This window comes from Rhodoferax sp. GW821-FHT10B06 (assembly GCF_059415605.1).
The window spans coordinates 139,376-162,356 of record NZ_JBWKNO010000010.1 but is presented as its reverse complement, the minus strand read 5'-3'; the positions used below and the strand labels follow the sequence as shown (position 1 = coordinate 162,356).

Here is a 22,981-nt window from a genome sequence, read left to right as displayed (position 1 = left end):
AAGAGCATGGACATACTTTCCCACACGGTCACCAACCTGATCATCTTCGTGCTGGCCATCTACGTGGGCTACCACGTGGTCTGGACCGTCACGCCGGCACTGCACACCCCGCTGATGGCGGTGACCAATGCCATCTCGGCCATCGTCATCGTCGGCGCCATGCTGGCCGCTGCGTTGACCGAAACCAGCCTGGGCAAGACCATGGGCGTGCTGGCCGTGGCGCTGGCGGCGGTGAATGTGTTCGGTGGCTTCATGGTCACCCGGCGCATGCTGGAAATGTTCAAGAAGAAGGACAAAAAGGCTGCCGCCAAGGAGGCAGCATGAGCTTGAACCTCGTCACCCTGCTGTACCTGTTCGCCAGCGTCTGCTTCATCCAGGCGCTCAAGGGCCTGTCGCATCCCACCACATCCATCCGTGGCAACCTGTTCGGCATGGTGGGCATGGCGGTGGCCGTACTCACCACCATTGCGCTGATCTTCAAGCTGGCCGGCCAGATGGGTGTGGACGGCGGTACCGGCATTGCCTGGGTACTGGGCGCGCTGGTGGTCGGCGGCAGCGTCGGCACGCTGATGGCCAAGCGCGTCGAGATGACCAAGATGCCCGAGCTGGTCGCCTTTATGCACAGCATGATCGGCTTGGCGGCGGTGTTCATCGCCGTGGCCGCTGTGGCAGAACCCTGGGCATTTGCGATTGTGGAAAAGGGTGGCGCCATTCCCGGCGGCAACCGCATCGAGCTGGCGCTGGGTGCGTTCATTGGCGCAGTGACCTTCAGCGGCTCGGTGATTGCGTTTGGCAAGCTCAGCGGCAAGTACAAGTTCCGCCTGTTCCAGGGCACGCCGGTGAGCTTTCCCGGCCAGCACAAGCTGAACCTGGTGCTGGGCCTGGCGGCGGTGTTCTTTGTGTTCGGCTTCTGGCATTCGCAAAGCTGGCTGGACATCTGCCTGGTGATCGCGCTCGGCTTCTTGCTGGGCGTGCTGCTGATCATCCCGATTGGCGGAGCCGATATGCCGGTGGTGGTATCGATGCTGAACAGCTACTCCGGCTGGGCCGCGGCCGGCATCGGCTTCAGCCTGAACAACAGCATGCTGATCATTGCCGGCAGCCTGGTGGGCTCCAGTGGCGCCATCCTGAGCTACATCATGTGCAAGGCCATGAACCGCTCGTTCTTCAATGTGATCGGCGGTGGCTTTGGTGGCGATGCGGCGGCTGCAGCGTCCGGCGCGGCTGTGCAGCGCGCGGTGAAGAGCGGTAGCGCCGACGATGCGGCCTTTGTGCTGGGCAATGCCGAAACCGTGGTCATCGTGCCCGGCTACGGCTTGGCCGTGGCGCGGGCCCAGCACGCAGTCAAAGAGTTGGCGCAAAAGCTCACAGCGAAGGGCGTCAACGTCAAATACGCCATCCACCCAGTGGCCGGCCGTATGCCAGGCCACATGAACGTGTTGCTGGCCGAGGCCGAGGTCCCTTACGACCAGGTGTTTGAGATGGAAGACATCAACGGCGAGTTCGGCCAGGTCGACGTGGCCATCATCCTGGGTGCCAACGACGTGGTGAACCCGGCCGCGCATGTGAAGGGCAGCCCGATCTACGGCATGCCCATCCTGGAGGCCTACAAGGCCAAGACCATCATCGTCAACAAGCGCAGTATGGCCGCCGGCTACGCGGGGCTGGACAATGAGCTGTTCTACATGGACAAGACCATGATGGTGTTTGGCGACGCCAAGAAGGTGGTCGAGGATATGGTCAAGGCCATTGAATAGGCTTGCCCACTTCGTGTGGCCTCCAACCCCCTTGCCGGTGGCAACAGCAGCGGCCCGGCAAAGCCGGTTCCGCGCTGTTCTGGGCTAATTGCTGTGTGTATGTATTTTTGAAGGAACGTGAATGACCGAGCGCATTTGGCTCAACAGCTACCCACCGGGCGTACCCGCCGACATTGATCCGGCGTGCTACCCCTCATTGCAGGCGCTGATCGAGGAGAGCTTCCAGAAGTATGCCGACCGCACGGCCTACAGCTTCATGGGCAAGGACTTGCGCTACAGCGAGACCGATGCGCTGAGCCGCAAGTTCGCCGCCTATCTGCAAGGTCTGGGCCTGGTCAAGGGCGATCGCGTGGCGGTGATGATGCCCAATGTGCCGCAGTACCCGGTGGCCGTGGCAGCTCTGCTGCGGGCCGGCCTGGTGCTGGTCAATGTGAACCCGCTGTACACCCCGCGTGAGCTGGAGCACCAGCTCAAGGACTCGGGCGCCAAGGCCATCGTGATTCTGGAGAACTTTGCCGCCACGCTGGAGCACTGCATCGCTGCCACGCCGGTGAAACACGTGGTGTTGTGCGCCATGGGCGACCAATTGGGGTTGCTCAAGGGCGCACTGGTCAACTACGTGGTGCGCAAGCTCAAGAAGCTGGTGCCGCCGTTCCAGTTGCCGGGCGCGGTGCGCTTCAATGCAGCATTGGAAAAGGGCAGCCAAGGTGTCTTCAAACCGGTACCGGTGCAGCACGACGATGTGGCCGTGCTGCAGTACACCGGCGGTACCACCGGCGTGTCCAAGGGTGCGGTGCTGCTGCACCGCAATGTGATCGCCAACGTATTGCAGTCCGAGGCCTGGAACCAACCGGTGATGGATGCTGTACCCGCTGACGAACAGCCCACCAGCGTTTGCGCGCTGCCGCTGTACCACATCTTCGCTTTTACCGTGGGCATGATGCTGTCCATGCGCACCGGCGGCAAGCTGATCCTGATTCCGAATCCGCGCGACCTCAAGGCCGTGCTGAAGGAGCTGTCGCAGCACCGCATCCACAGCCTGCCGGCGGTGAATACCCTGTTCAACGGCCTGGCCAACCACCCCGACTTCAATACCGTGGACTGGAGCCATTTGAAGGTGTCTATTGGCGGGGGCATGGCGGTGCAGGCGGCCGTGGCCAAGCTCTGGCTGGAGAAGACCGGCTGCCCCATCACCGAAGGCTACGGGCTGAGTGAAACCTCGCCCACTGCCAGCTGCAACCCGCCCACCAGCAAGTCCTACAGCGGCTCGATTGGTGTGCCCCTTCCCAGCACCTATTTCAAGTTGCTGGACGATGCGGGTGTGGAAGTACCCATGGGCCAGCCGGGCGAGATCGCCATCAAAGGCCCGCAGGTCATGGCCGGCTACTGGCAGCGCCCGGACGAAACCGCATCGGCCATGACGGCCGACGGCTATTTCAAAACCGGCGACATTGGCACCATGGACGAGCGTGGCTTCTTCAAGATCGTGGACCGCAAAAAGGACATGGTGCTGGTCAGCGGCTTCAACGTCTACCCGAACGAGGTGGAAGACGTGGTCTCGGCCATGCCCGGCGTGCTGGAGTGTGCCTGTGTGGGCGTGCCTGACGAAAAGACAGGCGAAGCCGTGAAGCTGGTGATCGTGAAGAAAAACCCCGAGCTGACCGAAGCCCAGGTACGCGAATACTGCAAGGCCAAGCTCACCGGCTACAAGCAGCCGCGCGTCATCGAGTTCCGCACCGAGCTGCCGAAGACCCCGGTGGGCAAGATCCTGCGCCGCGAGCTGCGCAGCAAGGCATGACCCTGGCCATCTTGAGTGCCCTGGCCGAGGAGCAGCAGGGCATTTTCGAGCAGCTGGAGCAGCCCCGGCGTGTGCAACACGCTGGGCGTGAATTTGGCCTGGGCGTCTGGCACGGCCAATCGGTGGTGCTGGCGCTTTCGCGCATAGGCAAGGTGGCGGCGGCCACCACGGCCACGGCGCTGATCGAGAAATTCCAGGTCAGCTGCATCGTCTTTACCGGCGTGGCCGGAGGCGTAGGCGAGGGCGTGCAGGTGGGGGACGTGGTGGTGGCCCGCGACTTCATCCAGCACGACATGAACGCGGCACCGCTGTTTCCCACCTTCGAAATACCGCTCTATGGCCAGGCTCGCTTTGCCTGCGATCCGGTGCAGACTGCTATGCTTTTGCAAGCGGCTAGCGCAGGTATTTCCTGCGCCAGCGGCCTTTTTTCTTTAAATGCATCCAAGCCCCAAGTGCACCATGGCTTGGTGGCCAGCGGTGACCGTTTCGTCTCTGCCGCCACTGAAGTGCAGCGCTTGCAAGCTGTTTTGCGTGGCGCCGGCCATGAAGCCTTGGCCGTGGAAATGGAAGGCGCCGCCGTGGCCCAGGTTTGCCATGACTACGGCATTCCCTTTGCCGCCATGCGCACCATCTCCGACCGCGCCGACGACAGCGCGCATGTGGACTTTCCCGAGTTCGTCCGCACAGTGGCCAGCCGCTATGCGCAGGCCATCCTCACAGAATTTGTGCAGCGCTTGGGCTAAGTTAGCCATCCCCGTTTGTAGAAGTACCACATGGGTACCAGTGCGCTGGCCACCATCAGTGTGACGGTATAGGGGTAGCTCCAGCCGCCCAAAAATTCCAACTCAGGGAATTTCAAATTCATGCCGTAGACGCTGGCCACCAGGGTCGGCGGCAGCAGGGCCACGCTGGCCACCGAGAAGATCTTGATGATCTTGTTCTGATTGATGTTGATGAAACCGACGGTGGCGTCCATCAAGAAGTTGATCTTGTCGAACAGGAAGGCGGTGTGCGAGTCCAGTGAGTCTATGTCGCGGTGGATCTGGCGGGCCTCTTCAAACTGCTCGGCATTCAGCATCTTGCTGCGCATCATGAAGCTCAAGGCGCGGCGGGTGTCCATCATGTTGCGGCGGATGCGGCCGTTCAAATCCTCATGCCGTGCGATAGAAGCCAGTACCTCGCCCGCCAAGGCGTCGGTCATATTGCCGGCCAGTACCCGGCGGCTGACCTTTTCCAGGTCCACGTAGATGTCTTCCAGTGTGTCGGCGGAGTACTCTGCGTCGGCATCGAAAAGTTTCAGTAAAACTTCTTTCGCGTCTTCGATCAAGCCTGGTGCCCGGCGCGCGCGCATGCGCAGCAGACGGAATACGGGCACGTCTTCATCGTGGATGGAAAACAGTACGCCGCGGCTTTTCAGCTCGGTGTTGTGTTGGTTCAGGATGAAAGCCACCCGCACGGTACGCGGGTCGGATTCGTCGGCTACCAAGAAGTCGCTGCGGATATGTAGTTCGCCGTTGTCTTCCTGATAGAACCGGGCCGATTCTTCGATATCTTCGTCCATCGCGTCTTCGGGTATGGACAGGCCGTAGTACTGCTTGATCCAGCGCTTTTCTTCCAGCGTCGGCGACTCCAGGTCGACCCAGATCGGTTGAAAACGGGACAGCTCTTCCAGCGATTCGATTTCCTCCTGGAATAAACGACCGTTGGCGAGCGAAAAAATATTGAGCATGGGGCACTCCCTGGAAATGATGGCTACGGGCGGGGGAATGGGTTGGCTTTCAACCCCCCGTGCAGCGCAGGGAGGTGAAAGCTACCGACTAGGTATGCTTTCCATGGGTTATTTCCGATGTGGTAATGCTATGGATTATGGCATCGCAAAAGTGCTGGTTTTGGTGTGCGTTTTGCGGTGTTGAATGGTGTATTGGCGTACTTATTCACGTTTTCGTTAGCCGTTGTAACAGCCATGTCATCAGGTCGGGTTAGTGCTTGCGTTCCGCCTGTATCGGGCGCATAGTTAATCGACTTTCAACGGTGAAAGTAATGCACTAGGAGGCTGTACATGAACTTGACGATCAGCGGACACCATCTGGAGGTGACTCCCGCACTGCGTAGCTACGTGACCACCAAGCTAGACCGAATAACCCGGCATTTTGACCAACTGGTGGATGTCAAAGTTCTTCTGACAATCGAGAAGCAAAAGGAAAAGCAGGGACGACAACGCGCCGAGTGCAACATCCACGTCAAAGGCAATGACATGTTCGCCGAGAGCTCCCATGCGGATTTGTATGCTGCCGTGGACGAGTTGGTCGACAAGCTGGATCGCCAGGTGGGACGCCACAAAGACCGTGTGCAAGACCACCACCATGAAGCGCCCAAGCGCCTGATGTAGTCTCGGGCGCTGCGCGCCAACCACAAAGCCGCCCGCATAATCAGGCGGCTTTTTTGTTGTGCGACGCAGCACGTGCATAATTCACTCCCCACCATGAACCGACTCGCCTCCATCCTGCCCTCCGCTCAAGTGCTCGTGAGCGTTGACGCGTCCAGCAAAAAGCGTGCTTTTGAAGAAGCCGGCTTGCTGTTTGAAAACCTGCACGGCCTGAGTCGCGCCCTGATCACGGACAGCCTGTTTGCCCGAGAGCGTCTGGGCTCCACCGGTTTAGGGCATGGGGTGGCCATCCCGCACGGACGCATCAAGGGGCTGAAGTCGCCCATGGCCGCTGTGGTGCAGTTGGCCCAGCCCATCGGTTTTGATGCACCCGACGAATTGCCCGTGGGCCTGTTGATTTTTTTGCTGGTGCCCGAGGCTGCAACCCAGAAACATCTGGAAATCCTGTCGGAAATCGCCGAGCTGCTCAGCGACGCGCCCCTGCGTGAAAAAATCAAGACTGCCGAAGACGCTGCGGCCCTGCACGGCCTGATCAGCACCTGGCAGTCGGCGCAACCCGCCTAGTCTGTTGGCTGTTTAATAGCGTTCAGGGTCGGTACCGTCTTTGAAACCCACCGTCGTCAGCGCTGACGTCCTGTTTGAAGCTTTTCGTGGCCTGTTGCGCTGGGAGTGGATTGCGGGTCTCGGTGCTTCGGAGCGGCGTTTTGACGAGGTGGCTGTGCGTGCGGCCCGTTCTGGTGCCGATCTGGTCGGCTACCTGAACTACATCCACCCCTACCGTGTGCAGATTCTGGGTGAGCGCGAAGTCGCTTACCTGACCAGCGCCTCTGGTGAGGACTGCGCGCGCCGCATCGCCCGCATCGTCACGCTGGAGCCGCCGGTGCTGGTGATTGCCGATGGCCAGGCAGCACCGGACGCACTGCTGTCCATGTGCGAACGCGCGCAAATCCCGATGTTTTCCACCCAGGATTCATCGGCCTTCGTGATTGACGTGCTACGCGCCTATCTGTCCAAACATTTCGCCGACCGCACCTCGATGCACGGCGTGTTCATGGACATTCTGGGCCTGGGCGTGATGATCACCGGTGAATCCGGCCTGGGCAAAAGCGAGCTGGGCCTGGAGCTGATTTCACGTGGCAATGGCCTGGTGGCCGACGATGCAGTGGATCTGTACCGTATCAACCAGACCACCATTGAAGGTCGCTGCCCCGAGCTGCTGCAAAACCTGCTGGAAGTGCGCGGCATTGGTTTGCTGGATATCCGTGGCATCTTTGGCGAGACCGCGGTGCGGCGCAAGATGCGGCTCAAGCTCATCGTGCACCTGGTACGCAAGGAGACCATGGAGCGCGAGTATGAGCGCCTACCTTACGAGCCGCTGACCCAGGATGTGCTGGGTGTGCCGGTGCGCAAGGTCATCATCCAGGTGGTGGCTGGCCGCAACATCGCCGTGCTGGTCGAGGCGGCCGTGCGCAATACGATCTTGCAGCTGCGTGGCATTGACACCTACCAAGAGTTTGTCGAGCGCCACCGCAAGGCCATGGAAAACGAGGGCTAGGGCCTTTCAGGCCCTTGAGCAGGTTTTTAAGCCTGCTTTTTGCTGCAGTCGGCGCACAGTCCGTACAGCGACATGGCGTGGTCCTGCACCGTCCAGCCTTTTTCCTTGGCCACGATTTTTTGGCGCTGCTCGATTTCTGCGTCGTAAAACTCTTCCACCTTGCTGCAGGATGTGCAGATGAAGTGGTCGTGGTGGTGGCCTTCGTTCAGCTCGTACACCGACTTGCCCGATTCGAAGTTGCTACGCGACAAAATCCCGGCTTGTTCAAACTGGGTTAGCACGCGGTAGACGGTGGCCAGGCCGATGTCTGAATGCTCCAGCAGTAAAACCCGGAATACATCTTCTGCCGTCATGTGGCGCAGTTCGCCTTTCTGGAAAATCTCCAGAATCTTCAGTCGTGGCAGGGTGGCTTTGAGGCCGGTATTTTTGAGCTCGTCGATGTTGGCCATGGTGTCGTATCTTTCGGGGGCGGGGTGGCTGGGAGGCAGCCGCTACAATCGTTTGATCATATCGCCAGAGCCTTTATCCATGTTCGAACCTTTATTGCGCGGTACCCGTTGCGCCCTTGTGCTTGCTGTCTGCGCGGCCTCGGCGGCGTGCAGCGGAGTGGATACGAAAACGCGTAGTTTGCTGGCTGTCGTGTCGCCCTACAAGATAGAAGTGGTGCAAGGTAATTTTGTTTCCAAGGAGCAGGTTGAGGCCATCAAGCCCGGCATGTCCCGCGAGCAGGTCAAGGACATTCTGGGGACCTCTTTGCTGCAAAGCGTCTTCCATGCCGACCGTTGGGACTATGTCTTTACCTTGGATCGCCAAGGTACCGAGCCCCAGTCGCGCCAGCTGACTGTGTATTTCAAGGGTGATGCGGTAGACCGTGTAGAAGGCGACCCCATGCCCAGCGAGAGCGAATTCGTGGGCTTGCTGGCCCGCTCCCGTCCTGTCAAGACGGTGCCTCTGCTGGAGGCCGATGAAAGCAGCCTGAAGTCCTTTCCCGCGCCCGCCGCTGCCGCATCTGCTCCGCAAGCGCCCGCCGCCCCGGTGACGGCGGCCACAACCTACCCCCCTTTAGAAGCCCCTGCGGCGCCTTAATTCTGGCTTTTCCATGACCGATTCTCTTTCCTTACAGGCCACCACGGCGGGCGTGCCCCACGCGATTGCCGTTGCTGGCGCTTCTGGCCGTATGGGCCGCATGCTGGTGGAGGCCATCCACAATGCCGACGACTGCGTGCTGGCTGGCGCCCTGGGTTTGGCTACCGACCCCAATATCGGCGTCGATGCCGCTGCATTTTTGGGCCATAGCACCGGTGTGGCCATTACGGCCGACGTGAAGGCCGGCCTGCAGAATGCCCGTACCTTGATCGACTTCACCCGGCCCGAAGGCACCATGCACCATCTGCGCATCTGCCGCAGCCTGGGTGTGAACGCCGTAGTGGGTACCACCGGTTTCAGCGACGAGCAAAAGGCCGAAATCGCCGACATCGCGCAAGATATCGCCATCATGCTGGCGCCGAATATGAGCGTCGGCGTGAACGTCACCCTGAAGCTGCTGGAAATGGCCGCCAAGGCCCTGTCCACCGGCTACGACATCGAGATCGTCGAGGCCCACCACCGCCACAAGGTGGATGCACCGTCCGGCACCGCGCTGAAGATGGGCGAAGTGATTGCCGATGCGCTGGGCCGTGATCTGAAAGACTGCGCCGTGTACGCCCGTGAAGGCATCACCGGCGAGCGCGACCCGTCCAGCATTGGCTTCGCCACTATCCGCGGTGGCGACATCGTGGGCGACCACACCGTGCTGTTTGCTGGCATTGGCGAGCGTATCGAGATCAGCCACAAGTCGTCCAGCCGTGTGACTTACGCACAGGGCAGCCTGCGTGCTGTGCGCTTCCTGGCTGACAAGCGCAAGGGCTTGTTCGACATGTTCGACGTCTTGGGCCTGAAATAACACCATGGACCCGCTACAGGTGCTGATGCGGGGCGACATCGTCAGCCGCATCGTGGCGCTCGTGCTTTTGTGCATGTCTGTGGCCAGCTGGATGGTGATTTTCTGGAAGGGCTGGCTGCTGCGTCGTGCGCGCACCGACGTGGCCCGCAGCACCGCTGCGTTTTGGCAGTCGCCTAGCGTGGCCGAGGCCTCGGAACGTCTGGTGTCTTTTGACCCTCTGGCGCTCGTACTACCTTTGGTTGCAGCTACAAAAATGGAAGCAAGTGGTACCTTGGCCGCAGCCGGTGACCGCGCCCAGCAACTGACCCGCGTGTTGCGCAATGCCTTGCATGCCGTGCTGCACAAGCTGCAGTTTGGCCAGGTATTGCTGGCTACCGTGGGTTCCACTGCGCCGTTTGTCGGCCTGCTGGGCACGGTCTGGGGCATTTACCACGCGCTCGGCGCCATCGCACTCGAAGGCCAGATCAGCATCGACAAGGTGGCCGGCCCGGTGGGCGAATCTCTGGTGATGACGGCCGCCGGCCTGGCAGTGGCAATTCCGGCGGTGCTGGCCTACAACGTGTTTGGACGCCTGATCGGCAGCATCGAGGCCGATCTGGAAGGTTTTGCCCGCGACCTGCGCGAGCTGTTGGCCAGCCATACGGCCTAAGGCCTGAGACCCACCATGGCATTCGGCCGTCTTGAGCGCACCAAGGGTTCCGAGCCCATGAGCGACATCAATATGACGCCATTGGTGGACGTGATGCTGGTGCTGGTGGTGATCTTCATCATCACCGCGCCGCTGCTGTCCAGCTCCATCAAGCTGGACCTGCCCAAGACCGATGCGGCCAAGTCGCAGGCCGCGCCCCAGTCTGTCACCTTGGTGGTGGACAAGTCCGGCCAGGCCTTTCTGGACGACAAGCCGGTCAACGCGGCCCAACTGGCGACCCAACTGGCCGCCGTAGCCGAGCAAAACCCTGATACCGAGGTGCAATTGCGTGCCGATACCACCGTGCCCTATGGCCGCGTGGTGGAAGTCATGGGTGCCGCGCAGGCCGCCGGCCTGAATCGCATAGGATTTGTGGCCCAGCCCACGGCCACGCCCTAAAATCAGCCCCTTGCGGCTTGTGTGCCGCCCCGTCTTTCTGCTTCTTCCCGCTTTTTACGCCTGCCATGCTCGAAAAATACAACCATCTCGACGTCGAACCGTCTGCGCAAAACTATTGGAATGGCCGCGACGCCTACCGCGTCACCGAAGATGCATCCAAGAAGAAGTTCTACGCCTGCTCCATGCTGCCTTACCCCAGCGGCAAGCTGCACATGGGCCATGTGCGCAACTACACCATCAACGACATGCTGGCGCGCCAGCTGCGCATGCAGGGCTACAACGTGCTCATGCCCATGGGCTGGGACGCTTTCGGCCTGCCGGCTGAAAACGCGGCGATGAAGAACGGTGTACCGCCCGCGCAGTGGACCTTCGACAACATCGCCTACATGAAGAAGCAGATGCAGGCCATGGGCCTGGCCATCGACTGGAGCCGCGAGGTCGCCACCTGCACGCCCGAGTACTACAAGTGGAACCAGTGGCTGTTCCTGAAGATGCTGGACAAGGGCATTGCCTACCGCAAGACCCAGGTGGTCAACTGGGACCCGGTGGACATGACCGTGCTGGCCAACGAGCAGGTCATCGACGGCAAGGGCTGGCGTACCGGTGCCGTGGTCGAGAAACGTGAAATCCCCGGCTACTACCTGAAGATCACCGACTACGCCGACGAGCTGCTGGGCCAGGTCAAGGACGATCTGCCCGGCTGGCCCGAGCGAGTCAAGCTGATGCAGGAGAACTGGATCGGCAAGAGCGAAGGCGTGCGTTTCGCCTTCCCGCACACCATCCAGGACAGCAGCGGCCAGCTGATCGGCGACGGCAAGATGTATGTCTTCACCACCCGTGCCGACACCATCATGGGCGTGACCTTTTGCGCCGTGGCGCCCGAGCACCCGCTGGCCACGCATGCGGCCCAAACCAATCCCAAGCTGGCGGCCTTCATTGAGAGCTGCAAGCAGGGCGGCACCACCGAGGCCGAGCTGGCAGTGCGTGAAAAAGAAGGCATGCCCACCGGCCTGCAAGTCATCCACCCGTTGAATGGCCACAAGATCGACGTCTGGGTTGGCAACTATGTGCTGATGGGCTATGGCGACGGCGCCGTGATGGGTGTACCCGCCCACGACGAGCGCGACTTCGCCTTCGCGCTGAAGTACGAGCTGCCCATCGTCCAGGTAGTGCATGTAGACCACCTGCATTACGACTACCACCACTGGAACGACTGGTACGGCGACAAGCAGCGCGGCGTCACCATCAATTCCGACAGCTTCAGCGGCCTGGGCTTCCAGGACGCGGTGAATGCTGTGGCCCACGCGCTGCAGGTCAAGGGCCTGGGCGAGAAGAAGACCACCTGGCGTCTGCGCGACTGGGGCGTGAGCCGCCAGCGCTACTGGGGTACGCCCATCCCCATCATCCACTGCGAAGAACACGGCGCGGTGCCGGTGCCCGAGAAGGATCTGCCGGTAGTGCTGCCGCAGGACTGCATCCCCGACGGCTCTGGCAACCCGCTGAACAAGCACGAAGGCTTCCACGCTGGCGTGGTGTGCCCGATCTGCGGCGCCAAGGCCCGGCGCGAGACCGACACCATGGACACCTTTGTGGATTCCAGCTGGTACTTCATGCGCTACTGCGACCCGCACAACGCCGACAAGATGGTGGCCGAGGGCGCCAACTACTGGATGCCCATGGACCAGTACATCGGTGGCATCGAGCACGCCATCCTGCACCTGCTGTACGCACGCTTCTGGACCAAGGTGATGCGCGACCTGGACTTGGTTCAGGTGGACGAGCCTTTCAGCAAACTGCTGACCCAGGGCATGGTGCTGAACGGCGCCTTCTCGCACAAGCCGGCCAGCGGTGGCATCCAGTACCACTGGGAAAGCGAAGTCGATGTGAAGCGCAACGAGCGCGACCAGATCGTCGGCGGCACGCTGAAGGCCGACGGCACACTGCTGGACTACGAGCTCACCACCATGAGCAAGAGCAAGAGCAACGGCGTCGACCCGCAGGACCTGATCGAGAAGTACGGCGCCGACACGGCCCGCCTGTACACCATGTTCACCGCGCCGCCCGAAGCCACGCTGGAGTGGAATGACGCGTCTGTTGAAGGCAGCTACCGTTTCCTGCGCCGTGTGTGGAACTTCGGCGTCAAGCTGGCTGCTATGGATTCCGTAGCGGCTGTCGCAAGTGTTACGGGCGCTAGCAGCCTGAAAGATGTGGAATTCAGCAAGGAGGCCAAGGCCTTGCGGCTGGAGGTGCACACCGTGCTGCGCCAGGTGGACTACGACTACCAGCGCATGCAATACAACACCGTGGTGTCCGGCTGCATGAAGCTGCTGAACGCGCTGGAAGACTTCAAGGCGCAGGACTCCGCCGGTGCCCAGGTGGCGCTGATCGAGGCTTTCAGCATCCTGCTGCGCTGCCTGTACCCGGCAACGCCCCACATCACCCATGCGCTGTGGACTGAGCTCGGCTACGCAGACCGTTTTGGCGACCTGCTGGATGCGCCCTGGCCGGTGGTGGACCCGCTGGCCCTGGTGCAGGACGAAATTGAACTGATGCTGCAGGTCAACGGCAAGCTGCGCGGCTCCATCTTTGTGGCCGCCACTGCCGCCAAGCCCGAGATCGAAGCTGCGGCCCTGGCCTGCGAGGCGTTTACCAAGATCGCCGCTGGAGCGGCACCTAAAAAAATCATCGTGGTGCCCGGGCGCCTGGTGAACCTGGTGCTGTGATGCGCCGCCGCCTGCTTCTGACACTGCCCGCACTTTCCGCATTGGGCCTGGTGGGCTGCGGCTTCCAGCTGCGCCAGGCACCCAACTATGCGTTCACCACTATTTTTGTGCGTGTGGCCGAGGCGTCTTCGCTGGGCATTGAGCTCAAGCGCAATATCAAGGCCAGCGGCAAGGTCGAGGTCATCACCGACCCGGCCAAGTTGGCGACGGCCCAGGTGGTGCTGGAGGTGCTGCAAGACCAGCGCGAGAAAACCGTGGCCTCGCTCACCTCGTCGGGCCAGGTGCGTGAATTCCAGCTGCGCGTGCGCATGAAGTTCCGCCTGCGCACGCCAGACGGCAAAGAGCTGATCCCCGATTCCGAGATCGTGCAGCAGCGCGATATCAGCTACTCGGAAAGCACGGCTCTGTCCAAGGAAGCCGAAGAGCAACTGCTGTACCGCAGCATGCAGACCGACGTGGTGCAGCAGATCATGCGTCGGCTTGGCTCCGTCAAAGAACTCTAGCCGCCGCGATGCAACTGGCTCCCGGCCAACTCACGGCGCAGCTGCAGAAAGGCCTGCGCTCGCTCTACACCTTGCACGGCGACGAGCCGCTGCTGGTGCAGGAGGCACTGGACGCGATCCGTGCCGTGGCGCGCAGCCAGGGCTTTACCGAGCGCACGGTGCATACCGTGTCCGGCGCGCATTTCGATTGGAGCGAGGTGCTGGCCGCCGGTGGCTCGCTCAGCCTGTTTGCTGACAAGCAGATGCTGGAGGTTCGCATCCCGTCCGGCAAGCCGGGCAAGGAGGGCAGCCCGGCCTTGCAGCGCCTGGCCGAGCAGGCTGAGGGCAATACCGACACCCTGACCTTGGTGGTCTTGCCGCGCCTGGACAAGCAGGCCAAGTCCGCCGCCTGGTTTGTGGCGCTGGAGCGTTACGGCGTGACGGTGCAGGTGGAGCCGGTGGAGCGCGGCGCCCTGCCGCAATGGATCGCCCAGCGCCTACAGGCACAGGGGCAGCGTGTCGAAGCCGGTGTCGAGGGCCAGCGCACTTTGCAGTTCTTTGCCGACCGGGTCGAGGGCAATCTGCTGGCCGCGCACCAGGAAATCCAGAAGCTAGCCCTGCTGTACCCGGCGGGCGAGCTGCAATGGCAGCAGGTAGAGGCCGCGGTGCTGAACGTGGCCCGTTACGACGTGTTCAAGCTGTCCGAGGCCGTGCTGGCCGGCCAGCGCCTGCGGGTGCAGCGCATGCTCGACGGCCTGCAGGCCGAGGGCGAGGCCGAGGTGCTGGTGCACTGGGCGATTGCCGAAGACATCCGCGCGCTCAAGCGTGTGAAAGACGCCATGGACGCCGGCAAGCCCCTGCCCATGGCGCTGCGCGACAACCGCGTCTGGGGCGCCAAAGAGCGCTTGTTTGAGCGCGTGCTGCCACGCCTGGGCGCCCACACCATCGCCGAGCTGCTGGCGGCCGCGCACCAGGTGGATGGCATCGTCAAAGGCCTGAAGCTGCCGAATTGGCCGGCCGATTCCTGGCAGGCTCTGCACCGTCTCGCCGGCATGCTGTGCCAGGCTTGTGTGCCCCCAGCCGGGCGCTAAATATTCTTGCGTGAGAAAATAGGGCGATGAACGCTCTGAACATCGCCGAATACACCCAGACTTTGGGTTTGCAAGCAAAAGTGGCTTCTGCGCAGATGGCGCGTGCGCAAGCAGCTGCTAAAAACATAGCATTGCGCACCCTGGCCCGCCTGCTGCGCGATAGCACCGCCGCGCTGCAGATTGAAAATGCCAAGGACCTGGACCGCGCCCGCGCCGCCGGCCTGGCCGCGCCCATGGTGGACCGCCTCAAGCTCAGCCCGCAGACGCTGGAAACCTGCGCCCAGGGCTGCGAGCAACTGGCCGCCATGCCCGACAGCATCGGCGAGATCATCGGCCTGCAGCAGCAGCCCAGCGGCATCCGCGTGGGTCAGATGCGCGTGCCGATCGGCGTGTTCGGCATGATCTTCGAGAGCCGCCCGAATGTGACCATCGAGGCCGCGAGCCTGTCCATCAAGAGCGGCAATGCCTGCATTCTGCGCGGCGGCTCCGAGGCGATCGACTCCAACAAGGCTCTGGCCCTGCTGGTGCAGCAAGCCCTGGTCGAAGCCGGCCTGCCCGCCGACGCGGTGCAACTGGTGCAGACCACCGACCGCGAAGTCGTGGGCCAACTCATCACCATGCCCCAGTACGTGGACGTAATCATCCCGCGCGGCGGCAAGAGCCTGATCGAGCGCATCAGCCGTGACGCCAAGGTGCCGGTGATCAAGCACCTGGACGGCAACTGCCATGTGTATGTGGACGACCCCTGCGACATCGCCATGGCGGTGAAGGTGGCCGACAACGCCAAGACGCAAAAATACAGCCCCTGCAACGCCACCGAGGGCCTGCTGGTGGCGCGTGGCGTGGCGGCCGAGTTCCTACCATTGATCGGCGCCATTTATGCCGCCAAGGGCGTGGAAATGCGATGTGATCCGGCTGCGGTGCAGATACTGTCTGCACATGCAGCTACCAAAGATGTAGCAAATATCGTGGCCGCCACCGAGCAGGACTGGTCCGAGGAGTACCTGGCGCCGGTCATTAGCATCAAGATCGTCGAAGGTGTCGACGAGGCGATTGCCCATATCAACCAGTACTCATCCCACCACACCGACGCCATCCTCACGCGCGACCACATGCATGCTCAAGCGTTCCTGCGCGAGGTAGATTCGGCCAGCGTGATGGTGAACGCCAGCACCCGTTTTGCCGATGGCTTCGAGTACGGTCTGGGCGCAGAAATCGGCATCAGCACCGACAAGTTCCACGCCCGCGGTCCGGTCGGTCTGGCTGGCCTGACCTCGCTCAAATATGTGGTCTTAGGCCAGGGCGAGGTGCGCGGCTAATTCAAGTCGCCTACCTTATCGCTAGGGTACTTGAACGAGTCGCGCAACATATAGGGCATGGGCAGTGCCAGGTTGATGCCCTTGGGCGGTATCGGTAGCTGGAACCAGCGCGCGTACAGGGCGTTGATCTCACCGCTCTGGATGATGCGGCGCATTTCCTGGTCCACTACTTTCTTGAACGGCGCGTCGTCCTTGGGCAGCATGATGGCGTAGGGCTCGATGGTCAGCGGCTTGCCCGTCACCACAAAGTCCTCAGGCTTGCTGGCATTGGCCCGCAGACCCGACAGCAGCACGTCGTCCATCGCGAACGCCGCGGCTTGGCCGGCGGCCACCATAGCGAAGGCCTGTGCGTGGTCGGCGGCCTCCACCACATTGATGTGCAGCGACTGCTCGTTGTTGATGCGCCGCAGGCGCTCCAGCGGCGTCGTACCCTTGGTCGAGACCACGGTCTTGCCCGCCAGTTGGGCCAGGGATTCGATGTGGTCGTTGCTGCGCACCAGCAGACGTGCGCTGGAGATAAAGTGCGGAATCGTGAAGTCCACCGTCTTGCGGCGTTCCGCATTGTTGGTGGTGGAGCCGCATTCCATCGCGGCCTGGCCCTCGGAGATGGCGCTAAGGCGCTTGTCGGGCGTGACCAGCAGGTATTTCACCGCCAGCTTGTCCATTTTCAATTCGTGCTTGATGGCCTCCACCACTTTCAGGCACAGGTCCAGGGCATAGCCCATGGGGCGGCCGTCGGCTTCCACATACGAGAAGGGAATGGATGCATTGCGGTGCGCCAGGGTGATTTCACCACTGGCGCGGATGTTTTCCAGCGTGCCGGCACCTGCCGTCAGGCTGCAGCAAAAGACCATACAAGTGGACAAGCAAAAGGAGCGAAAAGCCATGGCAGGTGCAGGGGTGGGGAAAAAGTTGCGAATGGGCGGCGGCTGCATCTTGCAGAGCCGCAAAGAATCCGCATATTCTGTGCCAATGCCTCGCGCGTGCAGGGATTTTTGCGTTGACCCATCCGGCTGCCTAGCGCCGGGTCTGTCTTGCCAGCTTCCTACAATGCGCTTATACCCTTCAAAGAAAAACCCATGGTTCCCCATCTCATTACTGCGCTGACCGGCCCTATCAATGAACTGGAGCAGCGCATCCTGGACTCCATGCCCGCCATTGAGCGCTGGTTTCGGTTGGAGTGGATGGAGCACACCCCGCCGTTTTATTGCGCGGTGGATATCCGCAACGCCGGTTTCAAGCTGGCACCGGTGGATACCAACCTGTTTCCCGGCAGCTGGAACAACCTGACGCCGCAAATGCTGCCCCTGGCCGTACAGTCGGCCATGGCCGCCATCGAGAAGATCTGCCCCGAGGCCAAGAACCTGCTGCTGATTGCCGAAAACGATACGCGCAGTACCTTCTACCTGGCGAACCTGGCGCAGCTGCAGCGCATCTTCCACATGGCTGGCCTGAACGTACGCATTGGCTCCATCAGCCCCGACGTAAAGGAAGCCAAGACCATCAATTTGCCGAATGGCGAGCAGGTCACACTGGAGCCGGTGGTGCGCAGCAAGCGCCGCCTGGGTCTGAAGGATTTCGACCCTTGCACGATTCTGCTGAACAACGACCTGTCGGCCGGCCCTCCGGGCATTCTGGAAGACCTGCACGAGCAGTACCTCCTGCCGCCGCTGCACGCGGGTGGCTCGGTGCGGCGCAAAAGCACCCATTTCCGCAGTTACGAAGAGCTGGCCAAGCGCTTGGGCAAGCTGCTGGGCATAGACCCCTGGCTGATCAACCCCATGTTCAACCAATGCGGCGCGGTGGACATGGCCGAAGGCCACGGCATGGACTGCCTGACCACCAATGTGGACGCCTTGTTGGGCAAGATTCGGCGCAAATACAAGGAATACGGCATCCACGAGAAGCCGTTTGTCATCGTCAAGTCCGACTTCGGTGCCCCTGGTATGGGCATTTTGACGGTGCGCGACGTCAAGGATCTGGCCGTGTTGCACCACCGTGCCAAGACCCGCAAGGACGATCTGCCGGTGCGCGACACCATCATCCAGGAGGGTGTGCTGACCAACGAGCGCATCAACGACGCCGTGGCCGAGCCCGTGGTTTACATGATGGACCGCTACGTGGTGGGCGGTTTCTACCGCATCCATGCCGAGCGCGGGGTGGACGAATACCTCAACGCACCGGGTTCCAGCTATGTGCCGCTGGCCTTCGCCGAAAGCGCTCATCTGCCCCAGGTGGGCGTGCGCCCCGGCGCCAGCGCGCCGAACCGTTTTTACATGTATGGCGTGGTGGCGCGCCTAGCCATGGCGGCGGCCAGCTATGAGCTGGAAGCCACCGACCCGGACGCTGAAACCTACGATTGAAGCGGCGGAGGGAATGAGTTGCTGCATTGCAACATTTTTTCAATTCCCCCCGAATAGACAGTCTGCCCGGCTTGAAAGCGCTTGTGCAAGGCGCAAAATACGCTTCCCAAAGTTTATGGAACCCCGCTGACCTTATGGAGGTCGTCCCCGCGGGACCTTATTTGTGCAAAGTTCAAAATCTTCGCTTACGGCGCTCACACTCGGTGCACTCGGTGTGGTCTACGGCGATATCGGTACCTCTCCCCTCTACGCATTCAAAGAAGTTTTTGCCCACGGCCATGTGCAGGTAAGCGAGTTCAATGTGCTCGGCGTCCTGTCCCTGTTCTTCTGGGCTCTGATGGTGGTGGTGTCACTCAAATACGTGGTGCTCATCATGCGGGCCGACAACAACGGTGAAGGCGGGCTGATGGCCCTGCTGGCGCTGGCGGCGGAGTCGGTCAAGACCAGCCCTCGTCTGCGACAAGCTTTGCTCATGCTGGGCGTGTTCGGCCTGGCACTGTTTTTTGGCGATGGCGTGATCACCCCGGCCATCTCCGTGCTGTCGGCGGTCGAGGGCGTGGAAATCATCACACCGGGCGCAGCGCCTTACGTGAAAGCCATTTCCCTGGTGATCCTGGTGCTGCTGTTCATGGTGCAGCGCCGGGGTACGGGTGACATCGGCAAGTTTTTCGGCCCGGTGACACTGCTGTGGTTTGGTTTGCTGGCGGTGATGGGTGTCGCCCAGATCCTGCGCTACCCCGCCGTGCTCATGGCCTTGTCGCCTATTTACGCGCTGAAATTCTCGTTTCAGAACCTGCACATTGCCTTCATTACGTTGGGCGCGGTGTTCCTGTGCCTGACCGGAGCCGAGGCACTGTATGCCGACATGGGGCACTTTGGCAAACAGCCCATCCGTATTGCCTGGTTTGCGGTGGTGATGCCGGCGCTGACGCTCAATTATTTTGGCCAGGGCGCGCTGGTGTTGATGGACCCGGCGGCTGTTGACAACCCCTTTTACCTGATGGTTCCCGACTGGGCACTGATTCCGACTGTGGGTCTGGCGACTGCCGCCACGGTGATCGCCTCGCAGGCGTTGATTTCCGGCGCCTTCTCAGCCACCAAGCAAACCATCCAGATGGGCTATTTGCCGCGCCTGAGCATTTTGCACACCTCGGTACGCGACACCGGACAAATCTATGTGCCGGTAGTCAACTGGACCCTGCTGGCCGGGGTGGTGGCGGCGGTGCTGATGTTCGGCTCGTCCGATGCGTTGGCTGCGGCCTACGGCATTTCGGTTAGCTTGTTGATGGTCATCACCACCGCGCTGACCTTCTTTGTGGTGCGCTACGGTTGGGGTTATTCCCTGCCGTTGTGCTTGGCTGCGACCGGTTTTTTCCTGGTGGTGGATGTGGTCTTCCTGGCGTCCAATTCGCTGAAGATCCTGCAAGGCGGCTGGTTTCCGCTGGCCATGGCTATTGTTCTGTACATCGTGATGTCCACCTGGAAGGACGGCCGCCGGCTGCTGGCCCTCAAGCAGCGTGAAAACGCCATGGACCTGCAAAGCTTTCTGGACTCGGTGTTTATCAGCCCGCCCATGCGCGTGGAAGGCACTGCCGTGTTCATGACCGCTGACAAGGGCATGGTGCCCAATGCCTTGCTGCACAACCTCAAGCACAACAAGGTGCTGCATGAGAACAACCTCTTCGTTACCGTGCACAACCACCCGATTCCCTGGGTGGGCATGGATAAGCGCCTGGAGGTGATCGCCCTGGGCCACAACTGCTGGCAGGTCACCATCCACTACGGCTTCAAGAACGGCCCGGACGTTCCACGTGCCCTGGAGCTGATCCGCGGCCGTGGTTGCGAGCTGGAGGTCATGACCACCAGCTACTTCCTGTCGCGCGACACCGTCATTCCTACCCTGGGCGGCGGCATGGCGCCCTGGCGTGAAAAGCTGTTTGCCCAGATGCACCACAACGCCAGCGACGCGGCCGACTTCCTGCGCCTGCCGAACAACGCGGTGGTCGAGCTGGGCTCCAAGATAGAAATTTAGCCGCACCGCCAGGGTGCGACAATCCGGTCCGCACAGTGCCCCGGGCCCCCGGGGCTTTTCCGATTTGCCGCTTGCTTCCGGACCCATCCCACCGTGTTGTCTTCCCCATCCCCCCTGGATTTCGATGTCTTGATCGTGGGCAGCGGCCTGGCCGGCCTGAGTGCCGCGCTGCTGCTGGCCCCCACCCACCGCGTAGCGGTACTCACCAAGCGTGGCCTGAACGACGGCGCCAGCGCCTGGGCCCAGGGCGGTATTGCGGCGGTGCTGGGCCAGGGCGACAGCTTTGCCGCCCATGTGGACGACACCCTGGTGGCCGGTGGCGGCCTGTGCGATGTGGATGCCACCCGCTACGTGGTCGAACACGCGCCCGAATGCATCGCCTGGCTGCAGTCCATGGGCGTGCCGTTTTCCATGGAAGACGGCCAGCTGCACCTGACCCGTGAGGGCGGTCACAGCCACCGCCGCATCGTGCACGCCACCGATGCCACCGGCGCGGCCGTGCAGCAGACCATGATCGAGCAGGTGCTCCACCACCCGCACATCAGCTTGTTTGAAAACCACACCCTGGTGGACCTGATCGTGGGCAGCAAACTGGGCCTAGCCGAGCAGGGCTGCGTGGGCCTGTATGCGCTGGACGGCGACAGCGACACCGTGCGCACCTTCAGTGCGCCCAACACCATCCTGGCCACCGGCGGCGCGGGCAAGGTGTATCTGTATACCTCGAACCCCGATACCGCCACCGGCGACGGCATTGCCGCCGCCTGGCGCGCCGGCTGCACGGTGGAGAACATGGAATTCATCCAGTTCCACCCCACCTGCCTGTACCACCCACAGGCCAAATCGTTTCTGATCACCGAAGCCGTGCGCGGCGAAGGTGGCCGCCTGCTGCGCCCCGACGGCAGCCGCTTCATGCCCGAGCACGACGAACGCGCCGAACTGGCCCCGCGCGACGTGGTGGCCCGCGCCATCGATTTCGAGATGAAGAAGGGCGGCTTCGACTGCGTCTACCTCGACATCTCGCACCAGCCCAAGGAATTCTTGCTGGAGCACTTCCCCAACATCTACGCGCGCTGCCTGGAGCTGGGCATCGACATGGCCCGCCAGCCCATCCCGGTGGTGCCCGCCGCCCACTACACCTGCGGCGGCGTGCTGACCGACCTGCAGGGCCGCACCGATGTGCCCGGCCTGTATGCGCTGGGCGAAACCGCCTGCACCGGCCTGCACGGCGCGAATCGCCTGGCCAGCAATTCGCTGCTGGAATGCATGGTGTTTGCCCGCGCCGCCGCCCAAGCCCTGGCCCTGCTGGACCGTAAACCCGCCCCCCAGCTGCCAGACTGGGACGACAGCCAGGTCACCGACAGCGACGAGCTGGTCGTGCTGTCGCACAACTGGGACGAGCTGCGCCGCTTCATGTGGGACTACGTGGGCATCGTGCGCACCACCAAGCGCCTGGAGCGCGCCGCCCACCGCATCGCCCTGCTGCAGAGCGAAATCCACGAGTTCTACGCCCGCTTCCACGTCACCCGCGACCTGCTGGAGCTGCGTAATCTGGTGCAGGTGGCCGACCTGATCGTGCGCAGCGCCCGCTCCCGCCTGGAAAGCCGCGGCGGCCACTTCAGCCGGGACTACCCGGAGCTGGCGGCATCGTCTGAGCCCACCGTGCTGGTGCCGTAATTGTCAGGTACTGGCGGGCGTGAAGGAGTCTCGTCCATGAATGCCGATGCATTTGCAGAGAACGGTTTTGCGCTTGTGCCAGAAGTGTTTTCTGTTGACGAGTGCGGTGCCATTGCGGGGAAGCTGGCGCTCGACGCTGGTACGAGTGGTACCCGCTGCCTTTTGCAGCAGGCTTGGTGCGCTGTGCTGGCTCAGCGCTTACGCCAACATACGGTTTTATCTAACTTGATTGGCCCGAAATTGGTGGCCCTCCAATGCACCTACTTTGAAAAATCGGCTGAGCGTAATTGGTTGGTGGCTATCCACCAGGATTTGAGTATTCCCGTGGCAGAACATGTGGATGCCCCCGAACTGCGTGGCTGGTCAGAAAAGGAAGGCGCATTGTTTGTGCAGCCGCCCATAGCCGTATTGGAGCAATTGGTCGCAATACGTTTGCACCTCGATGTTTGTGGTACGGAGGATGGCCCGTTACGGGTTGTGTCAGGCTCCCATCTTGCTGGGCGAATAGATTCAGCTGAGGCCCTCCGTATGCGAGATGCCGTGGGCGATATCGCCTGTCCCGCGGACCAGGGCGATGTCTTGGTGTTGCGTCCCCTGGTTCTGCATGCATCTTCTAAATCTAGAGGATTGAGCCGCAGGCGCGTTCTTCATTTTGTGTTTGGGCCGTGTGAATTGCCACATGGCCTGCAGTGGCCGCGTACAGCGTAATGTGAAAATTTTTGTGAAATCGTGTCCTGACGCAGGCACTACCTGCGCCAGCAGCTACAAAAAC

22 protein-coding genes are annotated in these 22,981 nt (G+C 61.8%); 19 read left to right on the top strand and 3 right to left on the bottom strand.

The window, feature by feature from the left end; genetic code table 11:
* Positions 1-6 precede the first annotated feature (6 nt).
* The 4 genes from AC07O2_RS16765 (at position 7) to AC07O2_RS16750 (ending at position 4,298) form a co-directional block, all read left to right on the top strand.
* Positions 7-324: an NAD(P) transhydrogenase subunit alpha part 2 gene (locus tag AC07O2_RS16765; RefSeq protein ID WP_495076877.1), complete on the top strand. Its 318-nt coding sequence runs from the start codon at positions 7-9 to the stop codon at positions 322-324.
* The gene (locus AC07O2_RS16760) at positions 321-1,757 is read left to right on the top strand and encodes an NAD(P)(+) transhydrogenase (Re/Si-specific) subunit beta (RefSeq protein ID WP_495076876.1); all 1,437 of its coding nucleotides are present in this window, start codon (positions 321-323) and stop codon (positions 1,755-1,757) included. The genes AC07O2_RS16765 and AC07O2_RS16760 overlap by 4 nt, the downstream gene beginning before the upstream one ends.
* A 121-nt stretch (positions 1,758-1,878) precedes the next feature.
* Positions 1,879-3,555: a long-chain-fatty-acid--CoA ligase gene (locus AC07O2_RS16755; protein WP_495076875.1), complete on the top strand. Its 1,677-nt coding sequence runs from the start codon at positions 1,879-1,881 to the stop codon at positions 3,553-3,555.
* Complete coding sequence (locus AC07O2_RS16750; RefSeq protein ID WP_495076874.1) at positions 3,552-4,298, top strand: 5'-methylthioadenosine/adenosylhomocysteine nucleosidase; 747 nt, start codon at positions 3,552-3,554, stop codon at positions 4,296-4,298. The genes AC07O2_RS16755 and AC07O2_RS16750 overlap by 4 nt, the downstream gene beginning before the upstream one ends.
* Here the strand turns inward: AC07O2_RS16750 and AC07O2_RS16745 are convergent.
* Positions 4,295-5,284: a magnesium and cobalt transport protein CorA gene (locus AC07O2_RS16745; RefSeq protein ID WP_495076873.1), complete on the bottom strand. Its 990-nt coding sequence runs from the start codon at positions 5,282-5,284 to the stop codon at positions 4,295-4,297. The two genes, AC07O2_RS16750 and AC07O2_RS16745, sit on opposite strands and share 4 nt — an antisense overlap.
* Positions 5,285-5,614: 330 nt before the next feature.
* Between AC07O2_RS16745 and hpf the strand changes: the two genes are divergently transcribed.
* From hpf to hprK, 3 genes are all read left to right on the top strand, one after another.
* Positions 5,615-5,944, top strand: coding sequence for a ribosome hibernation-promoting factor, HPF/YfiA family (gene hpf, locus AC07O2_RS16740; RefSeq protein WP_490591461.1), 330 nt, complete (start codon positions 5,615-5,617; stop codon positions 5,942-5,944).
* A gap of 93 nt (positions 5,945-6,037) precedes the next feature.
* Positions 6,038-6,505, top strand: coding sequence for a PTS sugar transporter subunit IIA (locus tag AC07O2_RS16735; protein WP_495076872.1), 468 nt, complete (start codon positions 6,038-6,040; stop codon positions 6,503-6,505).
* A 40-nt stretch (positions 6,506-6,545) separates the two neighbouring features.
* Complete coding sequence (gene hprK / locus AC07O2_RS16730; RefSeq protein ID WP_495076871.1) at positions 6,546-7,496, top strand: HPr(Ser) kinase/phosphatase; 951 nt, start codon at positions 6,546-6,548, stop codon at positions 7,494-7,496.
* A 26-nt stretch (positions 7,497-7,522) separates the two neighbouring features.
* Here the strand turns inward: hprK and fur are convergent, their stop codons facing one another.
* Entirely contained in the window at positions 7,523-7,945 is a 423-nt protein-coding gene (gene fur / locus AC07O2_RS16725) for a ferric iron uptake transcriptional regulator (protein WP_495076870.1), read from the bottom strand.
* Between the two features lie 157 nt (positions 7,946-8,102).
* Between fur and AC07O2_RS16720 the strand changes: the two genes are divergently transcribed.
* The 8 genes from AC07O2_RS16720 to AC07O2_RS16685 all read left to right on the top strand — a co-directional run bounded on the left by AC07O2_RS16720 (position 8,103) and on the right by AC07O2_RS16685 (position 16,140).
* Positions 8,103-8,582: an outer membrane protein assembly factor BamE gene (locus AC07O2_RS16720; RefSeq protein ID WP_495076869.1), complete on the top strand. Its 480-nt coding sequence runs from the start codon at positions 8,103-8,105 to the stop codon at positions 8,580-8,582.
* 13 nt (positions 8,583-8,595) lie between these two features.
* On the top strand, positions 8,596-9,438 hold the full coding sequence (gene dapB, locus AC07O2_RS16715) for a 4-hydroxy-tetrahydrodipicolinate reductase (protein WP_495076868.1): 843 nt from the start codon (positions 8,596-8,598) through the stop codon (positions 9,436-9,438).
* A gap of 4 nt (positions 9,439-9,442) precedes the next feature.
* A complete protein-coding gene (locus AC07O2_RS16710; protein ID WP_495076867.1) occupies positions 9,443-10,087 on the top strand; it encodes a MotA/TolQ/ExbB proton channel family protein in 645 nt (214 codons plus the stop codon).
* Between the two features lie 15 nt (positions 10,088-10,102).
* Positions 10,103-10,525: an ExbD/TolR family protein gene (locus tag AC07O2_RS16705; RefSeq protein ID WP_495076866.1), complete on the top strand. Its 423-nt coding sequence runs from the start codon at positions 10,103-10,105 to the stop codon at positions 10,523-10,525.
* A 65-nt stretch (positions 10,526-10,590) separates the two neighbouring features.
* Positions 10,591-13,248, top strand: coding sequence for a leucine--tRNA ligase (gene leuS / locus AC07O2_RS16700; RefSeq protein ID WP_495076865.1), 2,658 nt, complete (start codon positions 10,591-10,593; stop codon positions 13,246-13,248).
* On the top strand, positions 13,248-13,751 hold the full coding sequence (locus AC07O2_RS16695; protein WP_495076864.1) for an LPS-assembly lipoprotein LptE: 504 nt from the start codon (positions 13,248-13,250) through the stop codon (positions 13,749-13,751). The genes leuS and AC07O2_RS16695 overlap by 1 nt, the downstream gene beginning before the upstream one ends.
* 8 nt (positions 13,752-13,759) lie before the next feature.
* Positions 13,760-14,821, top strand: coding sequence for a DNA polymerase III subunit delta (gene holA / locus AC07O2_RS16690; RefSeq protein ID WP_495076863.1), 1,062 nt, complete (start codon positions 13,760-13,762; stop codon positions 14,819-14,821).
* Positions 14,822-14,847: 26 nt separating this feature from the next.
* Complete coding sequence (locus AC07O2_RS16685) at positions 14,848-16,140, top strand: glutamate-5-semialdehyde dehydrogenase (protein ID WP_495076862.1); 1,293 nt, start codon at positions 14,848-14,850, stop codon at positions 16,138-16,140.
* Here the strand turns inward: AC07O2_RS16685 and AC07O2_RS16680 are convergent.
* Positions 16,137-17,027: an amino acid ABC transporter substrate-binding protein gene (locus AC07O2_RS16680; RefSeq protein WP_495076861.1), complete on the bottom strand. Its 891-nt coding sequence runs from the start codon at positions 17,025-17,027 to the stop codon at positions 16,137-16,139. The genes AC07O2_RS16685 and AC07O2_RS16680 overlap by 4 nt on opposite strands.
* Before the next feature lie 192 nt (positions 17,028-17,219).
* Between AC07O2_RS16680 and gshA the strand changes: the two genes are divergently transcribed.
* From gshA to AC07O2_RS16660, 4 genes are all read left to right on the top strand, one after another.
* Positions 17,220-18,503 (top strand): glutamate--cysteine ligase, encoded by a 1,284-nt coding sequence (gene gshA / locus AC07O2_RS16675; protein WP_495076860.1) that lies wholly within the window; start codon positions 17,220-17,222, stop codon positions 18,501-18,503.
* A gap of 163 nt (positions 18,504-18,666) precedes the next feature.
* The gene (locus AC07O2_RS16670) at positions 18,667-20,535 is read left to right on the top strand and encodes a potassium transporter Kup (RefSeq protein WP_495076859.1); all 1,869 of its coding nucleotides are present in this window, start codon (positions 18,667-18,669) and stop codon (positions 20,533-20,535) included.
* A 93-nt stretch (positions 20,536-20,628) separates the two neighbouring features.
* Positions 20,629-22,209, top strand: coding sequence for an L-aspartate oxidase (nadB, locus tag AC07O2_RS16665; protein WP_495076858.1), 1,581 nt, complete (start codon positions 20,629-20,631; stop codon positions 22,207-22,209).
* 36 nt (positions 22,210-22,245) lie between these two features.
* Entirely contained in the window at positions 22,246-22,917 is a 672-nt protein-coding gene (locus AC07O2_RS16660; protein ID WP_495076857.1) for a phytanoyl-CoA dioxygenase family protein, read from the top strand.
* Positions 22,918-22,981: the final 64 nt, after the last annotated feature.

Coding starts and splice junctions, on each gene's coding strand:
- AC07O2_RS16765 (WP_495076877.1), top strand. CDS start 7: ATGGACATACTTTCCCACACGGTCACCAACCTGATCATCTTCGTGCTG.
- AC07O2_RS16760 (WP_495076876.1), top strand. CDS start 321: ATGAGCTTGAACCTCGTCACCCTGCTGTACCTGTTCGCCAGCGTCTGC.
- AC07O2_RS16755 (WP_495076875.1), top strand. CDS start 1,879: ATGACCGAGCGCATTTGGCTCAACAGCTACCCACCGGGCGTACCCGCC.
- AC07O2_RS16750 (WP_495076874.1), top strand. CDS start 3,552: ATGACCCTGGCCATCTTGAGTGCCCTGGCCGAGGAGCAGCAGGGCATT.
- AC07O2_RS16745 (WP_495076873.1), bottom strand. CDS start 5,284: ATGCTCAATATTTTTTCGCTCGCCAACGGTCGTTTATTCCAGGAGGAA.
- hpf (WP_490591461.1), top strand. CDS start 5,615: ATGAACTTGACGATCAGCGGACACCATCTGGAGGTGACTCCCGCACTG.
- AC07O2_RS16735 (WP_495076872.1), top strand. CDS start 6,038: ATGAACCGACTCGCCTCCATCCTGCCCTCCGCTCAAGTGCTCGTGAGC.
- fur (WP_495076870.1), bottom strand. CDS start 7,945: ATGGCCAACATCGACGAGCTCAAAAATACCGGCCTCAAAGCCACCCTG.
- dapB (WP_495076868.1), top strand. CDS start 8,596: ATGACCGATTCTCTTTCCTTACAGGCCACCACGGCGGGCGTGCCCCAC.
- AC07O2_RS16710 (WP_495076867.1), top strand. CDS start 9,443: ATGGACCCGCTACAGGTGCTGATGCGGGGCGACATCGTCAGCCGCATC.
- AC07O2_RS16705 (WP_495076866.1), top strand. CDS start 10,103: ATGGCATTCGGCCGTCTTGAGCGCACCAAGGGTTCCGAGCCCATGAGC.
- leuS (WP_495076865.1), top strand. CDS start 10,591: ATGCTCGAAAAATACAACCATCTCGACGTCGAACCGTCTGCGCAAAAC.
- AC07O2_RS16695 (WP_495076864.1), top strand. CDS start 13,248: ATGCGCCGCCGCCTGCTTCTGACACTGCCCGCACTTTCCGCATTGGGC.
- holA (WP_495076863.1), top strand. CDS start 13,760: ATGCAACTGGCTCCCGGCCAACTCACGGCGCAGCTGCAGAAAGGCCTG.
- AC07O2_RS16685 (WP_495076862.1), top strand. CDS start 14,848: ATGAACGCTCTGAACATCGCCGAATACACCCAGACTTTGGGTTTGCAA.
- AC07O2_RS16680 (WP_495076861.1), bottom strand. CDS start 17,027: ATGGCTTTTCGCTCCTTTTGCTTGTCCACTTGTATGGTCTTTTGCTGC.
- gshA (WP_495076860.1), top strand. CDS start 17,220: ATGGTTCCCCATCTCATTACTGCGCTGACCGGCCCTATCAATGAACTG.
- AC07O2_RS16660 (WP_495076857.1), top strand. CDS start 22,246: ATGAATGCCGATGCATTTGCAGAGAACGGTTTTGCGCTTGTGCCAGAA.